This window comes from Kluyvera sp. STS39-E (assembly GCF_040932435.1).
Taxonomy (GTDB): Bacteria; Pseudomonadota; Gammaproteobacteria; order Enterobacterales; family Enterobacteriaceae; genus Kluyvera.
Map to the genome: position 1 here is coordinate 162,583 of NZ_JBFQGA010000003.1, position 19,550 is coordinate 182,132.

Below are 19,550 nucleotides of genomic sequence, written 5' to 3' on the forward strand. Positions count from 1 at the left end.
CCGATTAAGTTTAGAACAAAAGATCAAGTTTCATTGTTAATGTTTTGTTAGAATCCTCTGGTAATTGTATTTTCCATAGTGAGATGTGAGCAAAATGGTAAATAAACCCACCCCAGAAGAATTACAAAAATCCCTAAGCGAAATGCAGTTTTACGTTACGCAAAAACACGGCACGGAACCGCCATTTACCGGGCGTTTGCTCCATAACAAGCGTGATGGGGTTTACCACTGTCTAGTGTGCGATGCGCCGTTATTTCATTCCGAAAGCAAGTTTGATTCTGGCTGCGGATGGCCGAGTTTTTACGAGCCGGTGAGCGACACGGCGATTCGTTATCTCAATGATTACTCCCACGGTATGCAACGTACTGAAATTCGTTGCGGAAATTGCGATGCCCATCTGGGACACGTTTTCCCCGATGGTCCGCAGCCGACAGGTGAACGTTTTTGCGTCAATTCCGCGTCTCTGAACTTCACGGATGAAGAGAACGGTAGCTCAACCAAGGGTTGAAAAAACGATTCAGCAAATTATTCCAAAGGAGAAGGGGCTGGAGATGAGTATTGAGCAAATGATCGACAATATGACGCCGGAAATTTACCAGCGTTTAGTGACCGCTGTAGAGCTCGGAAAATGGCCGGATGGTGTCGCCCTGACCGACGAACAAAAAGAAAACAGTCTGCAGTTGGTGATGCTTTGGCAATCTCGCCATAACAATGACGCGCAGCACATGACTATCGACACTCAGGGTCAGATGGTGATGAAAAGTAAGCAGCAGTTGAAAGAAGATTTCGGCATCGCGCCGAAGCCTATTATGACCTTTAAGCAACACTGAGGAATGACGCCGGTGGGCTACCGGCGTCAATACTATTGACCTTAGTGCTTGATACCTAATGACTCAGCCAGTTGCTTTGCCAACTGGTTGTTGTCGTCTGCGCCATACTCCCAGAACATCGCTCCTGCGAGCCCCTTGCTCTTGATGTAGTCGGCCTTAATACTGACCGAACGCGGGTTCTCATACGAAAGCGCAAACAGTGCTTTCCCGTCGCTCGACTGTACCGACAGCCACGGCACTTTAGCTTGGTCGTCCCAGTGCTCGGTGAAGCGTTTGTGCGGATCGTTTAGCAGTTTGGCGACGATATCGTTGTACTTCACATAGGTGTCTTTGCTCAAATCCACGCCCAGCGATTTAAACAGTTCAACCTCTTGTACGCCGAAATAGGGCTGAGTTACGGGATTTTTCTGCGCGTCTGGTTTGCTCCAGTCGATACCCGGCTCTACCGTACGCTTCGGCACGCGGCCATAGAAACCGATGCCGAGGTTCATTTGGCTCGGTTTCAAGCCAGCGGCAATATAGTTATTCACCACGAAGTCGGCGCTGTATTTATCCGCCTGCGCCACCGTTGGCCACTGGGTCGAATCATACAGGTTCGAGTTAAAGTACTGAGTGCCGTACGCCATGTCGTAGGTCATCAGATTGATGTAATCCAGCAGTGGGGCAATGGCCTTCACATCTACCCAGCTTTTCGGGCTTTCAGCGTTAGCGCCAACGGCAATGGTCACCAGCTTATGGCTGCCAAAAGCCGCTCGCAGCTCTTTTAGCAACGTAGTGAAGTTGTCTCTATCCGCCGGCTGGCTGGCAACCAGCCCCCAGGCACCATTTACCGGGTATTCCCAATCGAGATCGATACCGTCAAGGCCATACTTTTTCACCACCTCTTGGGCGGAATGAATAAATACCGTGCGCGCCTCCGGGCTTGCCGCGGCGCCAGAGAAGCCGCGAGCTCCCCAGCCGCCAACTGACAGCAGGACTTTGAGGTTAGGGTTTTGTTTACGCAGAACGGGAATTTTTTCTAAATCGGACTGCACCTTTGGCGATAACCAAATTTGGTGCAGCTTTGCCGGGTCTTTTAACGCGTCGTTGGTTTCATCTTTTTCATCGTTGTAGATAAGGCCGAACGAATAGTTGAGATGGGTAATTTGGCGGACATCGAGCTTATTAATATCACCGCCCGGCCCGGCGGTCACGTCACCGCCTCCGTTAAAGTAGCCAACCGACATCAGGGAATTAGCGGAAACAACCGAAGCGCAGAGCAGGGGCAATGCTGCCAGCAAAGGCAAAAGTTTCATACACGGTCCTCTTTGACATTAAAAAAGCAAACACGCCACGATAATGGCGTGGCGAAAAAACAACCGTTCGAACATAGCATTGCCGCTGCGTTAAAACTGCGAAGGGGTTCACGGGGAGGGAAGGTGATGCGATGAAAAAGTAGCCCAGATAAGTGGGTGATTTTAGACCTTAAAAACGCAGCGCCATCGGGTATGGCGCATGGCCGGATGGCAGCGCATACGCCTTATCCGGCCCACAGTTGAGCGATTTAACCTTGAATTTCCAGCCAATCGTCCAAGGTGTATAACGTCGCGCCTTCTGCTGCCATGTCCATAAACGCGTTAGCGCTGTCCTGTGGCTGAATATTAACGCCACGGCAGCCATCGGTAATCACGTTGACCGTATACCCCAGCTGTAATGCATCCAGCACGGTGAACTTGACGCAGTAGTCCGTTGCCAGCCCCATAATGATTAATTCGCTGATGCCTTGCTCACGCAGCCACGCATCCAGTCCGGTTTTCTGCCGATGACCGTTATCGAAAAAGGCGCTGTAACTATCGATATTAACGTTTTCACCTTTGTGGAAAACCGCATCAATACTCTGCTGGGTCAACAGCGGATGAAACGCCGCGCCTTCGCTGTCCTGTACGCAATGATCAGGCCAGAAGGTTTGTGCCAAGCCATCCAGTAATCCTTGGCTGTAAGCATCAACCCCGTGTTGGCTGGCAAAACTGCCGTGGTTGGCGGGATGCCAGTCCTGGCTTGCGACCACGTTATCACCGCGAATTTGGCAGGCGCGGATAAGCAGATTGGCGACGTCGATGGTGCTGTCACCCTCCGCCACGGCCAGCGCGCCGCCGGCGCAGAAATCACTTTGCAAATCGACCAATAACAGTGCGCGTTGGGTCATGACATTCTCCTTAATCGTCAGGCGTCAGTTCGCCACGCAGGTTTTGCTGCATGGCTTGGCGGATAGTTTCGGCATCTAACCCCTGACTCAGCAGATAGTGCAGCTTAGTCAGTGTGGCCTCGACGGTCATATCTGAACCGCTAATCACGCCCGCCTGTGCCAGCGCGTTACCGGTAGCGTAGCCGCCCATATTCACCTTGCCGGACATACACTGGGTCAGATTAATGACCAGAATGCCGCGCTTGCTGGCCTCAGTCAGTTCGTTGATAAAATTACCGTTCTGAGGCGCATTACCGACGCCGTAGGAGCGCAAGATCAGCGCTTTAACCGGTTGCAGCAGGAAGTTGCGCACCACATCGGCGGAAATGCCCGGATAAATGGTCACCACGCCGATAGGCTGCGGAGTAATCGGATGCACAATCAGCTCGCCTTCACCATGCGGCGCGGGTGGGGTGCCCAGTTTGCGAATATGGATCCCCGCTTCTAACAGCGGTTGTAAGTTCGGCGAGGCAAAGGCATCAAAGCCATCTGCGTGGGCTTTGGTGGTTCGGTTGCCGCGATACAGACGATTATTGAAGAACAACGTCACTTCGTTAATCGGGTAGTTCGCCGCGACGTACAGCGAATTCAGCAGGTTAATCTGCCCATCTGAACGCAGCTCAGCCAACGGGATCTGCGACCCGGTCACAATCACTGGCTTCCCCAGGTTCTCCAGCATGAATGACAGCGCGGAGGCGGTGAATGCCATGGTGTCGGTGCCGTGAAGGATCACAAAGCCGTCATACTCGTCGTAGTGCGCTTTAATATCGTCCGCAATATGCTGCCAGTCTTCCGGCGTCATGTCGGAGGAGTCCATCAGCGGGTCATATTCGTGGATAGTAAAGTCTGGCATCTCGGGCCGATGGAATTCAGGCATCAACGCTAGCTGGCGCTGCAGATGTCCGGAAACGGGGATATAGCCATGATCGGAGCGCTGCATCCCGATGGTCCCGCCGGTGTAGGCGACGTATATGGATTTTTTTTGCATGGGTTCGTCGAATGAATTATCTAAAGAAAATCCCCTCCGGCTAGGAGGGGATTACGATTAGCGAATATTGGCGCAGGTCAGGCAAATTGCATAGCGATTTTGCGGATCGTTAAATACCGCCAGCTTATCGCTCTCGGCTTTGACCGCGGTTGCCGCTGACGCCAGCGGTGCCGGCAGATATGCCTGCAATGCCTGTGGCAGCGCTGCACGCACGGAGCCGGACATGCTGTCCATCACCATATCGAAGAACGTGGGTTCGCTCTGATAGTAGTCAATGTGCCACGTTTTGACTTTCGCAAGCTCAGCGGCTTTCGCCACCGCATCATCGAAGTCACCGAGGCTATCGACCAGACCATTGGCTTTAGCGTCTTCACCGGTCCACACGTGGCCCTGAGCAATCTTATCGATGGCTTCCGGCGTGCTCTTACGCGACTGCGCGACGAGGGTGATAAAGCGCTTGTAGCCGTTCTCAATGGTGAGCTGCATCATCTGTTGTACTTCCGGCGTCAGCGCCTTCGTCACCGCGATATCGGCCAGCGGCGAGGTCGCCACGCCATCGGTGTGAACGCCGATAGCATCGAGCGTATTTTCCACGGTATTAATGACCCCGAAGATACCAATAGAGCCGGTCAGCGTACTGGGGCTGGCGACAATATAATCCGCAGGGGTTGAGATCCAGTAGCCACCAGAGGCCGCCATACCGCCCATCGACACCACTACCGGTTTACCCGCCGCTTTCGCAGCCGCCAGCTCTTCACGAATCACTTCAGAGGCGCTGACGCTGCCGCCAGGGCTGTTGACGCGCAGGACAATGGCTTTCACTTTCGGATCAAGACGCGCATCGCGGATCTGCGCCGCCGTCGTATCGCCACCGACGTTACCCGGGGTTTCTTCGCCATCCATAATGGCACCGTTAGCGAAGACCACGGCAATGCTTGAACCGGTATCTGCCGGTGTTTTCACCGCGTAGTCATACATACTGACCGCGCGGAAGCTGTTATCGGTTTTGCTCCAACCAAACGCCTTGGTCATCGCTTTTTCGATCTCGGCGCTTGAGGCAAGGGTATCCACCAGTTTGTTATCCAGTGCGTATTTTGCCGTGTCGCCGTCGGCCTGACGCAGGGCGTCGAGCATGGCCTGCGCGCCCGGGAATACCTGCTGAGCGGTAATCTGACGGTTAGCCGCTACGGTATTGAGATAGTTCTGCCACAGCTCGCCAATCCAGCGGCTATCTGCCTCACGCGCGGCGGGTGACATATCATCACGGATAAATGGCTCAACGGCGGACTTGTAGGTCCCAACGCGGAACACGTGCGTTGACACCTTCAGCTTATCGAGCAGGGTTTTGTAATACAGCCCATTAGTGGCAAAGCCATGCAGGTCAACGACGCCCTGTGGCGACAGCCAGATTTTATTCGCAAAGCTGGCAAGGTAGTACTGACCCTGGCTGTAGCTGTCGCCAATCGCGTACACCGGCTTGCCGCTGTCGCGGAACTCGCGCAGCGCTTTACCGATGTACTGCATCGACGGCTGATCGCCGCCGGCGAAGTTTTTGAGATCGAGCACAATACCGGTGATATTGCGATCGTCTTTGGCCTGACGGATGGTCTGCACAATGTCGAACAGGGAGTTTTCCTGCAGACGGTCAGAACTGGCGCCGAAAATCTGCTTGCCAATAACGCTCAGTTTGCTGCTGGCGGACGGCTTATCCACCACCACGCCGCTGATATCCATCAGCAACGCCCCGCGGCTGCTATGTTCGGTGGTACTGCTGCTAAGCTGCATCCAGATGCCAACGCCAACCAGCACCAGCAAGATAAAGAACAGGTTGAGCACCAGTTCACGGACGAAATTAAGTAATCGCCACGTCCATTTAAAGAATCCGACAATGAAGCGCCATACGGTTCGCATGTATTCTCCCTGCTAAAAATAAAAGGTTCACCGAAACGGTGAAACGTGTGGCTATCCTAAATAGACCGTCGCCGGTTGTCAGCAGGAATCGCCTTCGGTGCTGTAACAAAATCCTCGTGCATGTTAATTTTATGAAAAATAACGTAAGAGGAGTGACGAAATGGATGCCCTTGAATTATTGGTAAATCGCCGCAGTGCTTCCCGTCTTGCGGAGCCGGCACCGGCTGGGGAAGCGTTGCAGAATATTCTGCGTGCCGGGATGCGCGCACCGGATCACGGCACGTTGCAGCCGTGGCAGTTCGTGATTATTGAAGGTGAAGGTCGCGCACGTTTCAGCGGCCTGCTGGAGCAGGGCGCGGTTGAAGCACAGGGCGACGAAAAAGCGATTGAAAAAGCACGCACAGCGCCGTTTCGCGCGCCGATGATTATTACCGTGATCGCCAAATGCCAAGCGCACCCGAAAGTACCAGTGTGGGAGCAGGAAATGTCGGCGGGATGCGCGGTGATGGCGATGCAGATGGCAGCGGTAGCACAGGGCTTTAACGGCATCTGGCGCAGCGGTGCGCTGACGGAAAGCCCGGCAGTACGTGATGGTTTCGATTGCGGGCCACAGGATAAAATTGTCGGCTTCCTCTATCTTGGCACCCCACAGCTGAAAGCGTCGACCACGATAGTCGCCCCGGATACGGCGCCGTTCGTCCGTTATCTCTGAAAATCCATGACGATTGTCTGTATTCCAGGCAAATGCCCGCGAATTCAGACAGTCGTACTTATCACCGCCCGGTTCTGGCGTTACCATATGGTCCTTACGCATATGCCAGAGCAATGACAGGAGTTGTCCATGAGCGAGCAGGCCATTCGTTTAACGCAGTACAGCCACGGAGCGGGTTGCGGTTGTAAAATTTCGCCGAAGGTGCTGGAGACCATCCTGCACAGCGAGCAAACAAAGTTTATCGACCCGAACCTGCTTGTTGGCAACGAAACGCGCGACGATGCTGCTGTTTATGACCTGGGTAACGGTACCTCGGTCATCAGTACCACCGATTTCTTTATGCCGATTGTCGATAACCCATTCGACTTTGGTCGGATTGCGGCCACCAACGCCATCAGCGATATTTTCGCGATGGGCGGAAAGCCCATTATGGCTATCGCCATTCTCGGCTGGCCTATTAGCAAACTGGCGCCGGAAATTGCCCGCGAAGTGACCGAAGGCGGCCGCTTTGCCTGCAAACAGGCCGGTATCGCGCTGGCGGGCGGTCACTCCATCGACGCCCCAGAGCCTATCTTCGGCCTGGCGGTCACCGGGATTGTGCCAACGGAGCGGGTGAAGAAAAACAGCACTGCGCAAGCTGGCTGTAAGCTGTTTCTGACTAAGCCGCTTGGCATTGGCGTGCTGACCACCGCTGAGAAAAAATCACTGCTTAAGCCTGAACATCAGGGGTTGGCAACGGAAGTGATGTGCCAGATGAACTTGGTCGGCTCCGCGTTTGCCAATATCGAAGGTGTTAAAGCCATGACCGATGTCACCGGCTTTGGTCTGCTGGGTCACCTGAGCGAAATGTGCCAAGGCGCAGGCGTGCAGGCACAGATTGATTTTAATGCGGTGCCGAAACTGCCGGGCGTAGAAGAGTACATTTCGCTTGGCGCGGTTCCAGGTGGCACTGAACGTAACTTTGCCAGCTATGGTCATCTGATGGGCGCGATGACCGCAGAGCAGCGTGCGCTGCTGTGCGATCCACAAACCTCCGGCGGCCTGCTGTTGGCAGTGACACCGGACGCCGAAGAGGCGGTACACGCCGCTGCCGCTGAGTTTGGTATCAATCTGACCGCCATTGGCGAGTTGGTTACCGCGCGTGGTGGCCGTCCGATGATCGAGCTGCGCTGAATCCATGCGCCTGTTTATCGCGGAAAAACCGAGCCTGGCTCGCGCCATTGCCGACGTCCTGCCTAAGCCTCACCGCAAGGGCGACGGTTTTATCGAGTGTGGCAACGGTCAGGTGGTGACGTGGTGTATCGGTCACCTTCTGGAACAGGCGCAGCCGGATGTTTATGACAGCCGCTATGCGCGCTGGAATTTGCAGGACCTACCGATTGTCCCGGAAAAATGGCAGCTCCAGCCCCGGGCGTCGGTCACCAAGCAGCTCAACGTCATTAAGCGCTTCCTCCACGACGCTGAGGAAATCATTCATGCCGGTGACCCGGATCGTGAAGGGCAACTGCTGGTGGATGAAGTGCTGGACTATCTCCAGTTGGGCGCAGAAAAGCGCCATCAGGTGCAGCGCTGCCTAATCAACGATCTTAACCCGCAGGCCGTAGAGCGGGCGATTTCTCGGCTGCGTGCCAACAGTGAATTTATCCCGCTGTGCGTTTCCGCGCTGGCCCGTGCGCGCGCCGATTGGCTATACGGCATCAATATGACGCGTGCCTATACCATTCTTGGTCGTAACGCTGGCTACCAGGGCGTGCTTTCCGTGGGCCGCGTACAAACGCCGGTGCTGGGGCTGGTGGTGCGTCGTGATGAAGAGATTGAAAACTTCGTCGCGAAAGATTTCTTTGAAGTGAAGGCGCATATTATCACGCCGAAGGACGAGCGTTTTACCGCCGTCTGGCAGCCGAGTGAAGCCTGTGAACCGCATCAGGATGAAGAGGGGCGCTTACTCAACCGAACGTTGGCTGAACATGTCGTTAAGCGTATTAGCGGTCAGCCAGCGATTGTCACCGCCTATAACGACAAGCGCGATTCTGAAGCCGCACCGCTGCCGTTCTCGTTATCGGCCCTGCAGATTGAAGCCGCGAAACGGTTTGGCTTTAGCGCCCAGAACGTGCTGGATATCTGCCAAAAGCTGTATGAGACCCACAAACTTATCACCTATCCGCGTTCCGATAGCCGCTATCTGCCGGAAGAACACTTTGCCGGGCGTCAGGCGGTGATTAACGCTATTAGTGTTCATGCGGCGGATCTGCTTCCGCAGCCGGTGGTCGATATCGATATCCGTAACCGCTGCTGGGATGATAAAAAGGTCGATGCTCACCACGCGATTATCCCGACAGCTCGTTCCAGCAAAGTTAATCTCACCGAAAACGAATCCAAGGTCTACACCTTGGTTGCCCGTCAGTATCTGATGCAATTCTGCCCGGATGCGGTGTTTCGTAAATGTCAGATTGATCTCGATATTGCTAACGGGAAATTTGTCGCTAAAGCGCGTTTTCTGGCGGAAGCCGGCTGGCGTACGCTTCTGGGGGCAAAAGAGCGGGATGAGGATAACGACGGGACGCCGCTGCCGGTTGTCGCCAAAGCCGATGAGCTATTGTGTGAAAGCGGCGAAGTGGTTGAGCGGCAAACGCAGCCACCGCGTCACTTCACCGATGCAACCCTGCTGTCGGCCATGACCGGCATCGCCCGTTTTGTGCAGGATAAAGATCTGAAGAAAATCCTCCGCGCCACAGATGGCTTAGGCACTGAAGCCACGCGCGCGGGGATTATCGAGCTGCTGTTCAAGCGCGGTTTCCTCACCAAGAAAGGGCGCAATATTCTGTCAACCGACCCAGGGCGTGCGTTATTCCATTCGCTGCCGGAAATGGCGACGCGCCCGGATATGACCGCCCACTGGGAATCGATTCTGACGCAAATTAGCGAAAAGCAGTGCCGCTATCAGGACTTTATGCAGCCGCTGGTGGGAACATTGTTCCAGTTAATTGACCAGGCGCGCAGTACGCCGGTCAGACAGTTTAGAGGATTAGCGGCACCGGCAGGTGCTAAGAAGGCGTTCAGTAAAGGGAAGGGGAAGAGTAAGAAAGCGTCGTCAAGCCCTGCACCAGACGCATTGTAGGCCGGATAAGGCGTATACGCCTTATCCGGCAATGTACTCAGGCTGCCTGATGGCGGCGCTTATCAAGCCTACCGCTCAAAACGATAGCCCGGCGCGCGTCCGGGCTATCTGTTTTAAATCACGCCTTGGCCTAACATCGCGTCGGCCACTTTAACAAAGCCAGCGATGTTCGCGCCGCGAACGTAGTTTGTCTGCTTCGCTTCGCCGCCGTGTTCAACGCAGGCATGGTGAATGTCCAGCATGATGTGGTGCAGACGTGCGTCAACTTTCTCCGCTTTCCAGCCCATACGTGCAGCGTTCTGCGCCATTTCCAGGCCTGAGGTCGCCACGCCGCCGGCGTTAGCGGCTTTGCCCGGCGCAAACAGCACGCCCGCTTCGAGGAACAGATCGGTGGCTTCGATAGTGGTTGGCATGTTGGCGCCTTCTGCCACGGCTTTCACGCCGTTGGCAATCAGGACGCGAGCGGCATCAGCGTCGAGTTCGTTCTGGGTGGCGCAAGGCAGGGCAATATCGACCGGCACGCTCCACGGCTGCTGGCCTTCAAGATAGACCAGCCCAAATTCACGTGCATAGTCAGACACCCGACCGTCACGGCTGGCTTTAATTTCGCACAGACGCGCCAGCTTCTCTTTGGTAAAGCCCGTTTCATCAACCACGGTGCCGCTGGAGTCGGAAGCGGTGATGACGCGCGCACCCAGCTCCATTGCTTTTTCAATCGCGTACTGTGCGACGTTACCGGAACCGGAAACCGACACGCGGGTCCCTTCAAAGCCGAGACCATGACGCTTTAACATCGCTTCAGTGAAGTACACTAAGCCGTAGCCGGTGGCTTCCGGGCGGATAAGGCTACCGCCAAAGGAGAGGCCTTTGCCGGTGAACACGCAAGCTGTGTTGTTGGAGAGTTTTTTCATCATCCCCGCCATAAAGCCAACTTCACGACCACCCACGCCGATATCGCCGGCCGGAACGTCGGTATCCGCACCCAGGTGACGATACAGCTCGGTCATCAGTGACTGGCAAAAACGCATGACTTCGCCTTCACTTTTGCCTTTCGGATCGAAGTCAGAACCACCTTTACCGCCGCCCATAGGCAAAGTGGTCAGGGCGTTTTTAAAGGTCTGTTCGAAGCCGAGGAATTTCAAAATGGACAGGTTAACTGAAGGGTGGAAACGCATCCCACCTTTGAACGGCCCAATCGCTGAGCTGAACTGAACGCGCCAAGCGCGGTTAACCTGTACCTGATTACGGTCGTCTACCCACACGACGCGGAACTGAATAACACGCTCAGGCTCAACTAATCGCTCCAGCAGAGAAAGCTGGCGATAGCGCGGGTTCTGTTCGAGGAACGGCCAGAGCGTGGTCATCACTTCGCGTACAGCCTGAGCAAACTCGGTCTGGTGTGGGTCGCGTTGTTGAACATGAGCCAGGAATTGATTCAGAGAAGAAACTTGATCCATAAGTATAAGTACCTCTTATGATTGTGGATGTATGTAGTTGTTATGGTTGTGTTTAATAAAATGCTTTTTTTCGACTATATCACTACCTAGCTTGCGGATGACAAGGAAATTCCGGAAGCAGAATAAAATTAATACTCGGGGAAAAGTCATAACCAAAAGCGATGATGGAAAAAAGTTAAGTTCATGGCCTTTTTGGTCGATAGTTATAAAAGGTGAATTTTTAAGGGGATAGCTGATGAAAAATCTATGGATAGCCGGGGTACTGGTGCTGTTTTGCCATGCTGCACAGGCACGACCTCAGGTGGAAGTTAACGTTCCGCCTGAGGTGTTTAGCAACACGGGCAATACGCAGCGGGTACAGCCGTGCTCCCAGTGCTGCATCTATCAAGATCAGAACTACAGCGAAGGGGCGGTGGTGAAAACAGAAGGCGTGCTGTTGCAGTGTCAGCGCGACGAACGCGCCATCAGTACGAACCCGCTGGTATGGCGCCGGGTAAAGCCATAAAAGCGGTCAGCAGCGGGATGTCGGCGGGGGCCAGTTCGTAACCGAGCGCTTCCTGCGGCGTACACCACACCAATGCGCTGTGCTCACGGGCGATGATTTCGCCGTCAAAGCGCGGGACGTGCCAAGCGTGCAGATGAATCATCCGTCCAGAAACCTCGCGCTGATGGCTGGCGATGTAACGCCCAGGGTATGCGCGAATGGCCAGTTCCTCTTGCAGTTCGCGCACCAGCGCCTCTGGCTGGCTTTCACCGGCCTCAACTTTTCCACCGGCAAACTCCCACAGCCCAGCTTGATCGGCATGGAGAGGGCGTTGGGCGAGCAAAATTTTGCCGTTTTGTTCAATAATGGCGGCAACAACATCAATGGTTTTCAGCATAGCGGTCAAAGACGTGGTGAATGGAATGCCATATTATCGCTGCTTTGTCGTTTGCCAAAGTTTTGCAGGAGTCTGCGGGTGAAAAAAACACAACCCTGGGTGCAGCCACTCAGCCAGCTACCGCTCAGTTTGAAACCTATCGTTGCGATGCAGCAAAAACATTATGGTGATGTGCTCAATCCAACTCGCTGGTGGGGACGTATGCCACGTCTTTTCTGGCTGGTGGCGCTGTTTGTTGGTTACCTAGAACGTAAAAAAGCCCGTCTTGAACCCACGCTGCGTGCCTTATTGATGACCCGAGTTTCCCAACAGTGTGAATGTGCATTTTGCATCGATGCCAACAGCCTACGCCTGGCGCAGCGCTGCGGTGCTATGGAAAAGGTCCAAGCGCTCAGCGACTGGCAGACCTCAACGCTGTTTACCCCCGCCGAGCGCGCAGCACTCGACTACGCGGATGCGATGACCGCGACGCCACCGTGCGTCGATGATGCAATGAAGGGTGCGTTACACTGTCACTTTAACGATGAGCAAATCACTGAAATGACCGCACTGGTGGCCTTCCAAAATCTTTCCGCTCGTTTTAATTCTGCGTTGGAGATTCCGTCGCAGGGACTATGTGCAATGAAAGGGCAGAACGATGCTTGATAAACACCTTCATCCCCGTCTTAAACCGTGGCTAAACCGAGTGGCACAATGCGTCGACAGGCCAAGTGTGACACCGGACGGCATCACCTTGGTAGGTTTTGCCGTTGGCGTGCTGGCGCTGCCATTTCTGGCGCTCGGCTGGTACGGCGCGACGCTGATTGTTATCGTGATTAACCGCGCCTTTGACGGCCTAGACGGGGCTTTGGCCCGGCGGCGTGGGCTGTCGGATGCAGGGGGCTTTCTCGATATCGCGCTGGATTTTCTGTTTTACGCACTGGTGCCCTTCGGTTTTATTCTGGCCGATCCGGCGTCTAATGCGGTGGCGGGCGGCTGGCTGCTTTTCGCCTTTATGGGAACGGGCAGCAGTTTTCTGGCCTTTGCTGCGCTGGCTGCCAAACACCAAATTGATAATCCTGGCTACGCGCACAAGTCGTTGTATTACCTAGGTGGATTAACCGAGGGGACCGAGACTATCCTGCTGTTTGTGCTGGGCTGTCTGTTTCCGGCGTGGTTTGCTTGGATGGCGTGGGTGTTTGGTGCGCTGTGCTGGCTGACCACCTTCAATCGGGTATGGGGAGGATACATGACGCTGAAAAACGTTCAGCGTCATGAGGCATCGAATTAGAGCGTGCTCTCCGGGCCACGATCGCCGGTGACGATCGGATTTTTTGGATTTGCGCTCCACTCGTACCAGCCGCCGTCATAGACGCTGACGTTTTTCCAACCCATTGCTCGCGCGTACATAAAGGTTTCAGAGGCGCGCCAGCCGGTGCCGCAATAGAAGGAAACCTGCTGGGTTGGCAGAATATTCCACGCTTTCCACATTGCGGCAATATCATCCGCGCTGCGCATGGTGCCATCTGGGTTATGGAAATCTTCCATATGCGTTGAGTCGCTACCTGCATGACCCCAGCGAGCCCCAGCAATTTCACCTTTTGGCTTAATATAGCTGTAGCCGCTGGTGGTGCCGATAAACTCCGGCCAGGAGCGGATACTCACCAGCGAGGCATCTTTACGGTGCAGCAGGCCACGGGCTTGTTCCATATCCAGCATCAGCTGCGGTTGCGCTGGAATTACCACGCCAAAATCCGCTGCCGGAGCGACATCTTTTGGCAGACCGCGTTCTACCGGCAGGTTTGCGTCAGACCAGGTTTTCCAACCGCCGTCGAGAATGCGCACATCCTGCACACCTGCGTAGAGCATGATTTGCGCCACGCGGGCGGCAGCGTAAACATCACGTCCGTACAACACAACGGTGGTATCGTGACGAATGCCATGTTTTGCCAGTAGCGCTTTCAACTTCGCGTCAGAGACCTTGTTCCACAACGGTTCGCTCTCAACATCGTTGGTATCGATATATCCGGCGTTCGGAATATGACTTACCAGATACAGTTTCGGTGCGCCCCAAGCGGCTTCAATCACCTTCACATCGCCCGCGGGTTTGGCCGCCACGTTTTTGCCCTGCTGCAGGTCATGCAGCCATTGCGGGTACACAAGCTGTTCGAAATGCGGCAATTTTTGCAGACGGTCAGGCTGCTGCAGCGCATCGCTGAGGGTAGAAATGCTGGTGTAGCCCGCCTGTTTTAAGCGCTTTGCCACCGCTTCATTGTCTTTGCTCTCACCGTACAGCGCGATATCGGTATTTTTTTGCAGCTGGTGCTGCTGTGCCCACGCGGTTAACTGCTCGTTATTCATCGCGGAAAGCCAGTTTGCAGAGAGGTTCAGCGCACCAGGCTCGTGGCCCTGCGTACCGTTCACCTGCTGCGGCCAGCCGTTATAAAATGCACTCAGGCGTGTATCAATGGCCGCACCTTTTTGCTGGAGCAAATGGGTGAAAGTTAAGGTTTTTGCCGTTTCGGCGGCAAAAGCAGAAGAGGCAAGACCAAGCGCAAGGGCCAGCGCGGTCAGCTGAGAAACACGTTTCATCAAGTCATCCGACGGGGGAAAATGGGGCATCATTTTGCACCTCTGGTTGCGTAATTACCTTGCGTTAACGCAGTATTTGCCGTTTCAGCGCCAGTTTGCTAGCTGTAAACAACGCGCATCGGGCGGCACGTCATCGGGATCGTGGGTGACTTGGACTACCGGAATATTCTGCTGTTTTAACTCGTTAAAAACCCACTGACGAAATTGCCCGCGCAGCTGTTGATCCAACCGACTAAAAGGCTCATCAAGTAACAGGGCATCAGGCCTTGCCAGCAGCGCGCGCAGCAGCGCCACGCGAGCGCGCTGGCCGCCAGAAAGCGTGGCCGGATCGCGAGTATAGAAATCGGTAAGCCCGGCATGTTCCAGCGAACGATAAACTTCACGCTGACGCTGTTGGCCGGTGATGTTTGCCGGCAGCGCTAAGCGTAGATTCTGCCCGACGCTGAGGTGTTCAAACAGCAAAGCATCCTGAAATAAAATGCCGATACGCCGTTTTTCGGTCGGCAATGCATCGCAGCGACGTTGGTTTAGCCACAGCTCACCGCGCGCATGAAACGCGCCGTCGAGTGCGCCGACCATCCACGCAAACAGGCTGGATTTGCCACAGCCGGATGGCCCCATCAAGGTGATGACCTCGCCCGGTTGTACGGTAAAATTCACCTCACGCAGCAGTGGCTGACCGGCAAGAGAAAGGGTCAAATTCTGCACCTGCAACATTAACGTAATCCCCGGCGAAAATGACTGATTTGACGCGCCAGTAGCGCGGTCAATAAGAAAAAGCACATCGGTAACAGCAGTTGCCACAGCGCCTGGGTGGCAAGAGTTGCTGCCGCGCCGCCGCTGCTTAAGGCCACCGCCTCGGTGGTCAGCGTAGGAACCCGTCCGCCGCCAAGCCATTGGGTAGGCAGATATTGGGCGATACTGACGGAAAAACCGACCGCCAGCGCCGACAGCAGCGGACGGATAATCAGCGGACATTTTAGCTGCAAAAATACCCGCCCGCGCCCCCAGCCCAACGTTTTTGCCAGCAGCGTTTGCCGCGGATCAATCTGCCCCCAGGCGGGGCGTAGGACAAACAGCATCCACGGCACAACCCACAGCAAATGCCCCCACAGCACGGTGCCAAACAACCCATCGAACCACCCGTAGAGTGCCAGTTGATATTGCCCGGCTGCCAGAGGAAGCGCGGGGAGCAGCAATGGCAGCTCCAGCCAGCGCTGACGACGTGTCGGACCCCATTCCAGCCACAACAAACACACCACCGCCCCAATCACTGCTGACAACAGCGCTAACCCTAGGCTGTTATTGAAGGTTGGCATCGCCGGGAATGAAGCGTGTGCCAGCCAAGCGAGAAAACCGGTGCACAACAGCCCGCTTAGCGGCAGCATCAGGCCGATGGCCTTACCGGGGAACAGTCCAAATCGCGGCTGCCGGACGCCGTCAGGATGTGGGTTGAAGCGACGCCAAACGCGCCATAAACCGACGGCGAGGGTGGCGAGTACAAACAGCATTATCAGCAACAGCAAGCAGGCCAGCGCGCCCTTAGCTTGGTCATCCAACTCACCGGAATTGAGCCACTGCCAGGCCAGCACGGCAAGCGTTGGTGGGTTGCCAGGGCCGATTATCATCGCCACATCGACTACTGAAAGCGTCCATGCGGTGGTCGCCAAGAGCGCGATAGCAAGCGATGGCATCAATGCGGGAAGAATCACGTAGTTCAAACACTGCCCGCGCCCGTAGCCGAGGCTTTTAAACACCACAACCTGTTGCGCGAGCTGTCGCTCGCCCAGCAGCGCCCAGCACACCCATAGCAAAAACCCACACTCTTTCACCGCCAGTACTAGCCCAAGGCCAATGCCGTAGCGATCCTGCACCGGGTTTAACATCGGGAGGAGTCGATAAAGCTCACCACCTTCAGCGAACAAAAGCAGGGCGCAGGTGGCAAACGCCACGTGCGGCAGGGCCAGCAACCACGGCAAGCGCGAAGCCAGACGTTGCCAGCGAGGAGAAGGCCAAAGCGTGGCGATGGTCAGCAGCGCCAACAGCACCGCGCCGCCGACGGCAATAACCGTGGAAATGAGAGTGGCGGTAGCCGCCTGTATCAGTTGCGGGTCGGTCAATAGCTGCTGCCAATGGCTAAGGGATACCACAGGCGACAGCAGCAGACCCGCAGCCGGTAGCAGGGGCAGATAGATGAGCAGCATCATGCCCCAGCAAAGGGCGGTTAGTGTGTACCGTAACGGCGCAGCCATTCCTGCTCCAACACGTTGACCCATGCCGAATGTGGCTCAGCTAGCACCGGCGGCGTATTTTCTGGGATAAGCGCCTGCAACGTTCGTTGCTGTTTGGCATCGAGCTTTGCCGGGTCCAGCACGCTAGGATCGCCCCAGATAGCCGGGTCGGCTTTACGCAACTGGGCCTCAGGCGAGAGCAGGAAGTTGGCGACCACCTGGGCTCCTGCGCTGGCAGTGGCGTTGGCTGGAATGGTGACAAAATGAACATTGCCGATCATGCCTTGGCTAAAGCCGAAGCTGTAACTGTCTTTCGGCAGTTCGCCTTTGGCGACTTTTTGTTTGGCGTGCATCGGGTTAAAGGTGAGCGACAGGCTCAGGCTGCCGTTGGTCAACAGCGTATCCATCCGTGCTGGAGTGGGGGGGAAATCCTTACCTTGACGCCAGAGCAGAGGATGTAGCTTATCAAGGTATGCCCACAGTGGCGCGGTGACGGCCGCAAAGGTTTTTTCGCTCGGCGGCTGTTTTAATGCTTCCGGCTCGGTAGTGAGATTAATCAGCAGTTGCTCCAACAGCGCCGTGCCGGTGAAGTCAGTCGGGCGCGGATAGGTCACGGTGCCGGGATGAGTGCGGGCAAACTCCAGCAGCGCCTGCGCCGAGGTTGGCGGTTGAGGCGTCTGCTGCTGGCGGGCGATAAAGGTCAGCTGCGCGCTACCCCACGGTGATTCTGCACCTTCGACCGGTACGGAAAAGTCCTCACGCACCGGTTTACTCACATCGACATAATGCCAATTCGGCAGTTGCTCGGCCCAGCCGGTGCGCAGCAAATTTGCTTCTTTAAGGCTGCGGAAATTCTCACCGTTGACCCACAGTAGATCAACGGAGCCGTTGGTTTTGCGTCCGCTGCGCGCTTCGGTTTGAATGCGTTTTACCGTATCAGCGGCATCGGCGATATGTACGATACGCAGGTCGACGGCGTAATTGCGCTTCACCTCGCCGCTGACCCAATCGAGATAATGGTTAACGGCTTCATCGCCGCCCCAGGCATTAAACCAGACAGTCTGCCCTTTGGCCTCGTTTTGGATCTGCTGCCAGCTATCGGCGTGGGCGGCGAGCGGCGCCAGCAGGCTCAAGCCCAGCAGCGCCAGGCGCAGACGGCGTCGGGTTTCTCCGTGATAACGCATCAGGAATTCCTCTTGTGTCTTTCTTGGTAGAAGGTCTTAGCGGCAACAATCACAATCGTTAGGGCGAACAAAATAAACAGCCCGCTGACAAACCAGAAGGTGCCACCGGTCAGCATGCTGCCGACCCATGAATAGACCACGGTAGCGGGAAGCTGGCCGAGGCCGGTGGCGAGCATAAAGTGGCGAAAGCGCAGGGAGGTCAAGCCTGCGGCATAGCTTATCGGGTCGAACGGAACGAAGGGCAGTAGGCGGCAGATTAGAATGGTGTGTTTACCATAGCGCGTAAAGAAGCTATCGACGTTGTTAAGCACCGCTTTCCCGGTGAGTTTTTCCACCACCTCTCGCCCCAGAAGACGGGCGATATAAAAACACAGCGCCGCGCCGACCATGGCGCTGCTCCATGACAGCAGGCCGCCCCAAAAGGCGCCAAACAGTGAAGCGTTGGCAAAGGTGATGAGAAACGCTGGCAGCGGCGCGGCAATCGCTTGGAAAATCATTAATAGGAATGAAACTACCGCCGCCTGGGAACCATAAGATTGGATAAAACGCTCAATTCCCTGCTGATCGACCGCCATAAACGCGCTGAGAGCATGATTAATGAAGGCCGTTACCGACGGAATAAACAGCCACGCAAGCAGTAGCGCGAGCGCGACGCTGAAAATAAGCCCGCGAAAATACCAGACCGCACGATTGTTCTGATCCATCAGACCTCCTTTTCCGGCAGTTCAACCTGTTTACGCCGGGCGTACCATTTGGCTGCCCGCACGAGGGCAAATAACACAAAACCTGCGACGCTGAGCTTAAGGACAAATGACAGCGTGATTCCGTCAGCAACCAGTTCGCTTGCCATAAACGTATAGATAAAAATCCCGGGTAGAGTGGTTAGCGTGGAGATAAACACATACGTCCAAAACGGGATTGCCGTTAATCCGTAGGCATAGTTTTGAATATTGTAGGGAAACAGCGGAATAAGTCGGGTGAGAATCAGAAAATCGGCGCCGTTACGGCACATGCCGCGCTCAATGGCCTGAAATGTGGCGGTATGACCCACGTACTTCAACAGCAGCGAACGCCCAAGCCAACGGGCCAGTAAAAAAGAGAGTGCGGAAGCCAGCGTTGCCGCTGCCAGCGACAGCAACGTCCCCAACCACGGGCCAAACACCATGCCTCCTGCCAATACCAGCACGCTTCCGGGCATCAGGCACAGGGTGGCAAGGATAAACAGCGTGATATAGAGAAGGTAACCGAGTGCGCCGCTTTGGCTAATGAGTTGCTGTAAATGGCGAAAGTTGGTCAGTAGATCGGTCAGACCAAAGTGCTGAATACAAGCGATAAGCAGGCTGATAACAGCAACAATGAGCAGGAGCTTAGAGGCTGCGAAGTAGTGACTTCTTTTGCATGGGGGTCCTCCTGCCACGAAGAAAAAGTGTGCGCGACGTTATT

General features: G+C 55.3%; 20 protein-coding genes. 8 read left to right on the plus strand and 12 right to left on the minus strand.

Annotation, left to right across the window (positions count from 1 at the left end; all coding sequences use genetic code 11):
• Positions 1 to 94: 94 nt before the first annotated feature.
• Positions 95 to 508: a peptide-methionine (R)-S-oxide reductase MsrB gene (gene msrB / locus AB4K05_RS07305; protein WP_368479326.1), complete on the plus strand. Its 414-nt coding sequence runs from the start codon at positions 95 to 97 to the stop codon at positions 506 to 508.
• A gap of 43 nt (positions 509 to 551) precedes the next feature.
• On the plus strand, positions 552 to 830 hold the full coding sequence (locus AB4K05_RS07310; RefSeq protein ID WP_368479327.1) for a YeaC family protein: 279 nt from the start codon (positions 552 to 554) through the stop codon (positions 828 to 830).
• Positions 831 to 871: 41 nt separating this feature from the next.
• Here the strand turns inward: AB4K05_RS07310 and AB4K05_RS07315 are convergent, their stop codons facing one another.
• The 4 genes from AB4K05_RS07315 to sppA form a co-directional block, all read right to left on the minus strand.
• Positions 872 to 2,125 (minus strand): glycoside hydrolase family 18 protein, encoded by a 1,254-nt coding sequence (locus AB4K05_RS07315; RefSeq protein WP_368479328.1) that lies wholly within the window; start codon positions 2,123 to 2,125, stop codon positions 872 to 874.
• 248 nt (positions 2,126 to 2,373) lie between these two features.
• Positions 2,374 to 3,015, minus strand: coding sequence for a bifunctional nicotinamidase/pyrazinamidase (gene pncA, locus AB4K05_RS07320; protein ID WP_368479329.1), 642 nt, complete (start codon positions 3,013 to 3,015; stop codon positions 2,374 to 2,376).
• Positions 3,016 to 3,025: 10 nt separating this feature from the next.
• Positions 3,026 to 4,042, minus strand: a complete 1,017-nt coding sequence (gene ansA, locus AB4K05_RS07325) for an asparaginase (RefSeq protein WP_368479330.1) — start codon at positions 4,040 to 4,042, stop codon at positions 3,026 to 3,028.
• A 57-nt stretch (positions 4,043 to 4,099) separates the two neighbouring features.
• Positions 4,100 to 5,953 carry a signal peptide peptidase SppA gene (gene sppA / locus AB4K05_RS07330; protein ID WP_368479331.1) on the minus strand — a complete coding sequence of 618 codons (1,854 nt, stop codon included), beginning with the start codon at positions 5,951 to 5,953 and terminating at the stop codon, positions 4,100 to 4,102.
• Between the two features lie 160 nt (positions 5,954 to 6,113).
• On the opposite strand from sppA, the gene AB4K05_RS07335 reads away from it, so the two are divergent.
• From AB4K05_RS07335 to AB4K05_RS07345, 3 genes are all read left to right on the plus strand, one after another.
• Positions 6,114 to 6,665 carry an NAD(P)H nitroreductase gene (locus AB4K05_RS07335; protein ID WP_368479332.1) on the plus strand — a complete coding sequence of 184 codons (552 nt, stop codon included), beginning with the start codon at positions 6,114 to 6,116 and terminating at the stop codon, positions 6,663 to 6,665.
• Positions 6,666 to 6,794: 129 nt separating this feature from the next.
• Entirely contained in the window at positions 6,795 to 7,838 is a 1,044-nt protein-coding gene (selD, locus tag AB4K05_RS07340) for a selenide, water dikinase SelD (RefSeq protein ID WP_368479333.1), read from the plus strand.
• 4 nt (positions 7,839 to 7,842) lie between these two features.
• Positions 7,843 to 9,783 (plus strand): DNA topoisomerase III, encoded by a 1,941-nt coding sequence (locus AB4K05_RS07345; RefSeq protein WP_368479334.1) that lies wholly within the window; start codon positions 7,843 to 7,845, stop codon positions 9,781 to 9,783.
• Positions 9,784 to 9,896: 113 nt separating this feature from the next.
• On the opposite strand, the gene gdhA is transcribed toward AB4K05_RS07345, so the two are convergent.
• The gene (gdhA, locus tag AB4K05_RS07350; protein WP_368479335.1) at positions 9,897 to 11,240 is read right to left on the minus strand and encodes an NADP-specific glutamate dehydrogenase; all 1,344 of its coding nucleotides are present in this window, start codon (positions 11,238 to 11,240) and stop codon (positions 9,897 to 9,899) included.
• A gap of 235 nt (positions 11,241 to 11,475) precedes the next feature.
• On the opposite strand from gdhA, the gene AB4K05_RS07355 reads away from it, so the two are divergent.
• Entirely contained in the window at positions 11,476 to 11,745 is a 270-nt protein-coding gene (locus AB4K05_RS07355) for a DUF1496 domain-containing protein (protein ID WP_368479336.1), read from the plus strand.
• Here the strand turns inward: AB4K05_RS07355 and AB4K05_RS07360 are convergent.
• Complete coding sequence (locus tag AB4K05_RS07360) at positions 11,705 to 12,121, minus strand: pyrimidine (deoxy)nucleoside triphosphate diphosphatase (RefSeq protein WP_368479337.1); 417 nt, start codon at positions 12,119 to 12,121, stop codon at positions 11,705 to 11,707. The genes AB4K05_RS07355 and AB4K05_RS07360 overlap by 41 nt on opposite strands.
• A 78-nt stretch (positions 12,122 to 12,199) precedes the next feature.
• On the opposite strand from AB4K05_RS07360, the gene AB4K05_RS07365 reads away from it, so the two are divergent.
• The gene (locus AB4K05_RS07365; protein WP_368479338.1) at positions 12,200 to 12,766 is read left to right on the plus strand and encodes a carboxymuconolactone decarboxylase family protein; all 567 of its coding nucleotides are present in this window, start codon (positions 12,200 to 12,202) and stop codon (positions 12,764 to 12,766) included.
• On the plus strand, positions 12,759 to 13,391 hold the full coding sequence (locus tag AB4K05_RS07370) for a CDP-alcohol phosphatidyltransferase family protein (RefSeq protein WP_368479339.1): 633 nt from the start codon (positions 12,759 to 12,761) through the stop codon (positions 13,389 to 13,391). Before AB4K05_RS07365 ends, AB4K05_RS07370 begins: the two co-directional genes overlap by 8 nt.
• Here the strand turns inward: AB4K05_RS07370 and AB4K05_RS07375 are convergent.
• The 6 genes from AB4K05_RS07375 to AB4K05_RS07400 all read right to left on the minus strand — a co-directional run bounded on the left by AB4K05_RS07375 (position 13,388) and on the right by AB4K05_RS07400 (position 19,470).
• Positions 13,388 to 14,692: a rhodanese-like domain-containing protein gene (locus AB4K05_RS07375; protein WP_368479340.1), complete on the minus strand. Its 1,305-nt coding sequence runs from the start codon at positions 14,690 to 14,692 to the stop codon at positions 13,388 to 13,390. The genes AB4K05_RS07370 and AB4K05_RS07375 overlap by 4 nt on opposite strands.
• A gap of 84 nt (positions 14,693 to 14,776) precedes the next feature.
• Positions 14,777 to 15,409, minus strand: coding sequence for an ATP-binding cassette domain-containing protein (locus tag AB4K05_RS07380; RefSeq protein WP_368479341.1), 633 nt, complete (start codon positions 15,407 to 15,409; stop codon positions 14,777 to 14,779).
• Positions 15,409 to 16,944 (minus strand): thiamine ABC transporter permease, encoded by a 1,536-nt coding sequence (locus AB4K05_RS07385; protein WP_368479342.1) that lies wholly within the window; start codon positions 16,942 to 16,944, stop codon positions 15,409 to 15,411. The genes AB4K05_RS07380 and AB4K05_RS07385 overlap by 1 nt, the downstream gene beginning before the upstream one ends.
• Positions 16,917 to 18,107, minus strand: a complete 1,191-nt coding sequence (locus AB4K05_RS07390) for an ABC transporter substrate-binding protein (protein ID WP_368479343.1) — start codon at positions 18,105 to 18,107, stop codon at positions 16,917 to 16,919. The genes AB4K05_RS07385 and AB4K05_RS07390 overlap by 28 nt, the downstream gene beginning before the upstream one ends.
• Positions 18,107 to 18,814 (minus strand): TVP38/TMEM64 family protein, encoded by a 708-nt coding sequence (locus tag AB4K05_RS07395; protein WP_368479716.1) that lies wholly within the window; start codon positions 18,812 to 18,814, stop codon positions 18,107 to 18,109. The genes AB4K05_RS07390 and AB4K05_RS07395 overlap by 1 nt, the downstream gene beginning before the upstream one ends.
• Positions 18,811 to 19,470, minus strand: a complete 660-nt coding sequence (locus AB4K05_RS07400) for a TVP38/TMEM64 family protein (RefSeq protein WP_368479717.1) — start codon at positions 19,468 to 19,470, stop codon at positions 18,811 to 18,813. The genes AB4K05_RS07395 and AB4K05_RS07400 overlap by 4 nt, the downstream gene beginning before the upstream one ends.
• Positions 19,471 to 19,550: the final 80 nt, after the last annotated feature.

Coding starts and splice junctions, on each gene's coding strand:
- msrB (WP_368479326.1), top strand. CDS start 95: ATGGTAAATAAACCCACCCCAGAAGAATTACAAAAATCCCTAAGCGAA.
- AB4K05_RS07310 (WP_368479327.1), top strand. CDS start 552: ATGAGTATTGAGCAAATGATCGACAATATGACGCCGGAAATTTACCAG.
- AB4K05_RS07315 (WP_368479328.1), bottom strand. CDS start 2,125: ATGAAACTTTTGCCTTTGCTGGCAGCATTGCCCCTGCTCTGCGCTTCG.
- pncA (WP_368479329.1), bottom strand. CDS start 3,015: ATGACCCAACGCGCACTGTTATTGGTCGATTTGCAAAGTGATTTCTGC.
- ansA (WP_368479330.1), bottom strand. CDS start 4,042: ATGCAAAAAAAATCCATATACGTCGCCTACACCGGCGGGACCATCGGG.
- sppA (WP_368479331.1), bottom strand. CDS start 5,953: ATGCGAACCGTATGGCGCTTCATTGTCGGATTCTTTAAATGGACGTGG.
- AB4K05_RS07335 (WP_368479332.1), top strand. CDS start 6,114: ATGGATGCCCTTGAATTATTGGTAAATCGCCGCAGTGCTTCCCGTCTT.
- selD (WP_368479333.1), top strand. CDS start 6,795: ATGAGCGAGCAGGCCATTCGTTTAACGCAGTACAGCCACGGAGCGGGT.
- AB4K05_RS07345 (WP_368479334.1), top strand. CDS start 7,843: ATGCGCCTGTTTATCGCGGAAAAACCGAGCCTGGCTCGCGCCATTGCC.
- gdhA (WP_368479335.1), bottom strand. CDS start 11,240: ATGGATCAAGTTTCTTCTCTGAATCAATTCCTGGCTCATGTTCAACAA.
- AB4K05_RS07355 (WP_368479336.1), top strand. CDS start 11,476: ATGAAAAATCTATGGATAGCCGGGGTACTGGTGCTGTTTTGCCATGCT.
- AB4K05_RS07360 (WP_368479337.1), bottom strand. CDS start 12,121: ATGCTGAAAACCATTGATGTTGTTGCCGCCATTATTGAACAAAACGGC.
- AB4K05_RS07370 (WP_368479339.1), top strand. CDS start 12,759: ATGCTTGATAAACACCTTCATCCCCGTCTTAAACCGTGGCTAAACCGA.
- AB4K05_RS07375 (WP_368479340.1), bottom strand. CDS start 14,692: ATGAAACGTGTTTCTCAGCTGACCGCGCTGGCCCTTGCGCTTGGTCTT.
- AB4K05_RS07380 (WP_368479341.1), bottom strand. CDS start 15,409: ATGTTGCAGGTGCAGAATTTGACCCTTTCTCTTGCCGGTCAGCCACTG.
- AB4K05_RS07385 (WP_368479342.1), bottom strand. CDS start 16,944: ATGGCTGCGCCGTTACGGTACACACTAACCGCCCTTTGCTGGGGCATG.
- AB4K05_RS07390 (WP_368479343.1), bottom strand. CDS start 18,107: ATGCGTTATCACGGAGAAACCCGACGCCGTCTGCGCCTGGCGCTGCTG.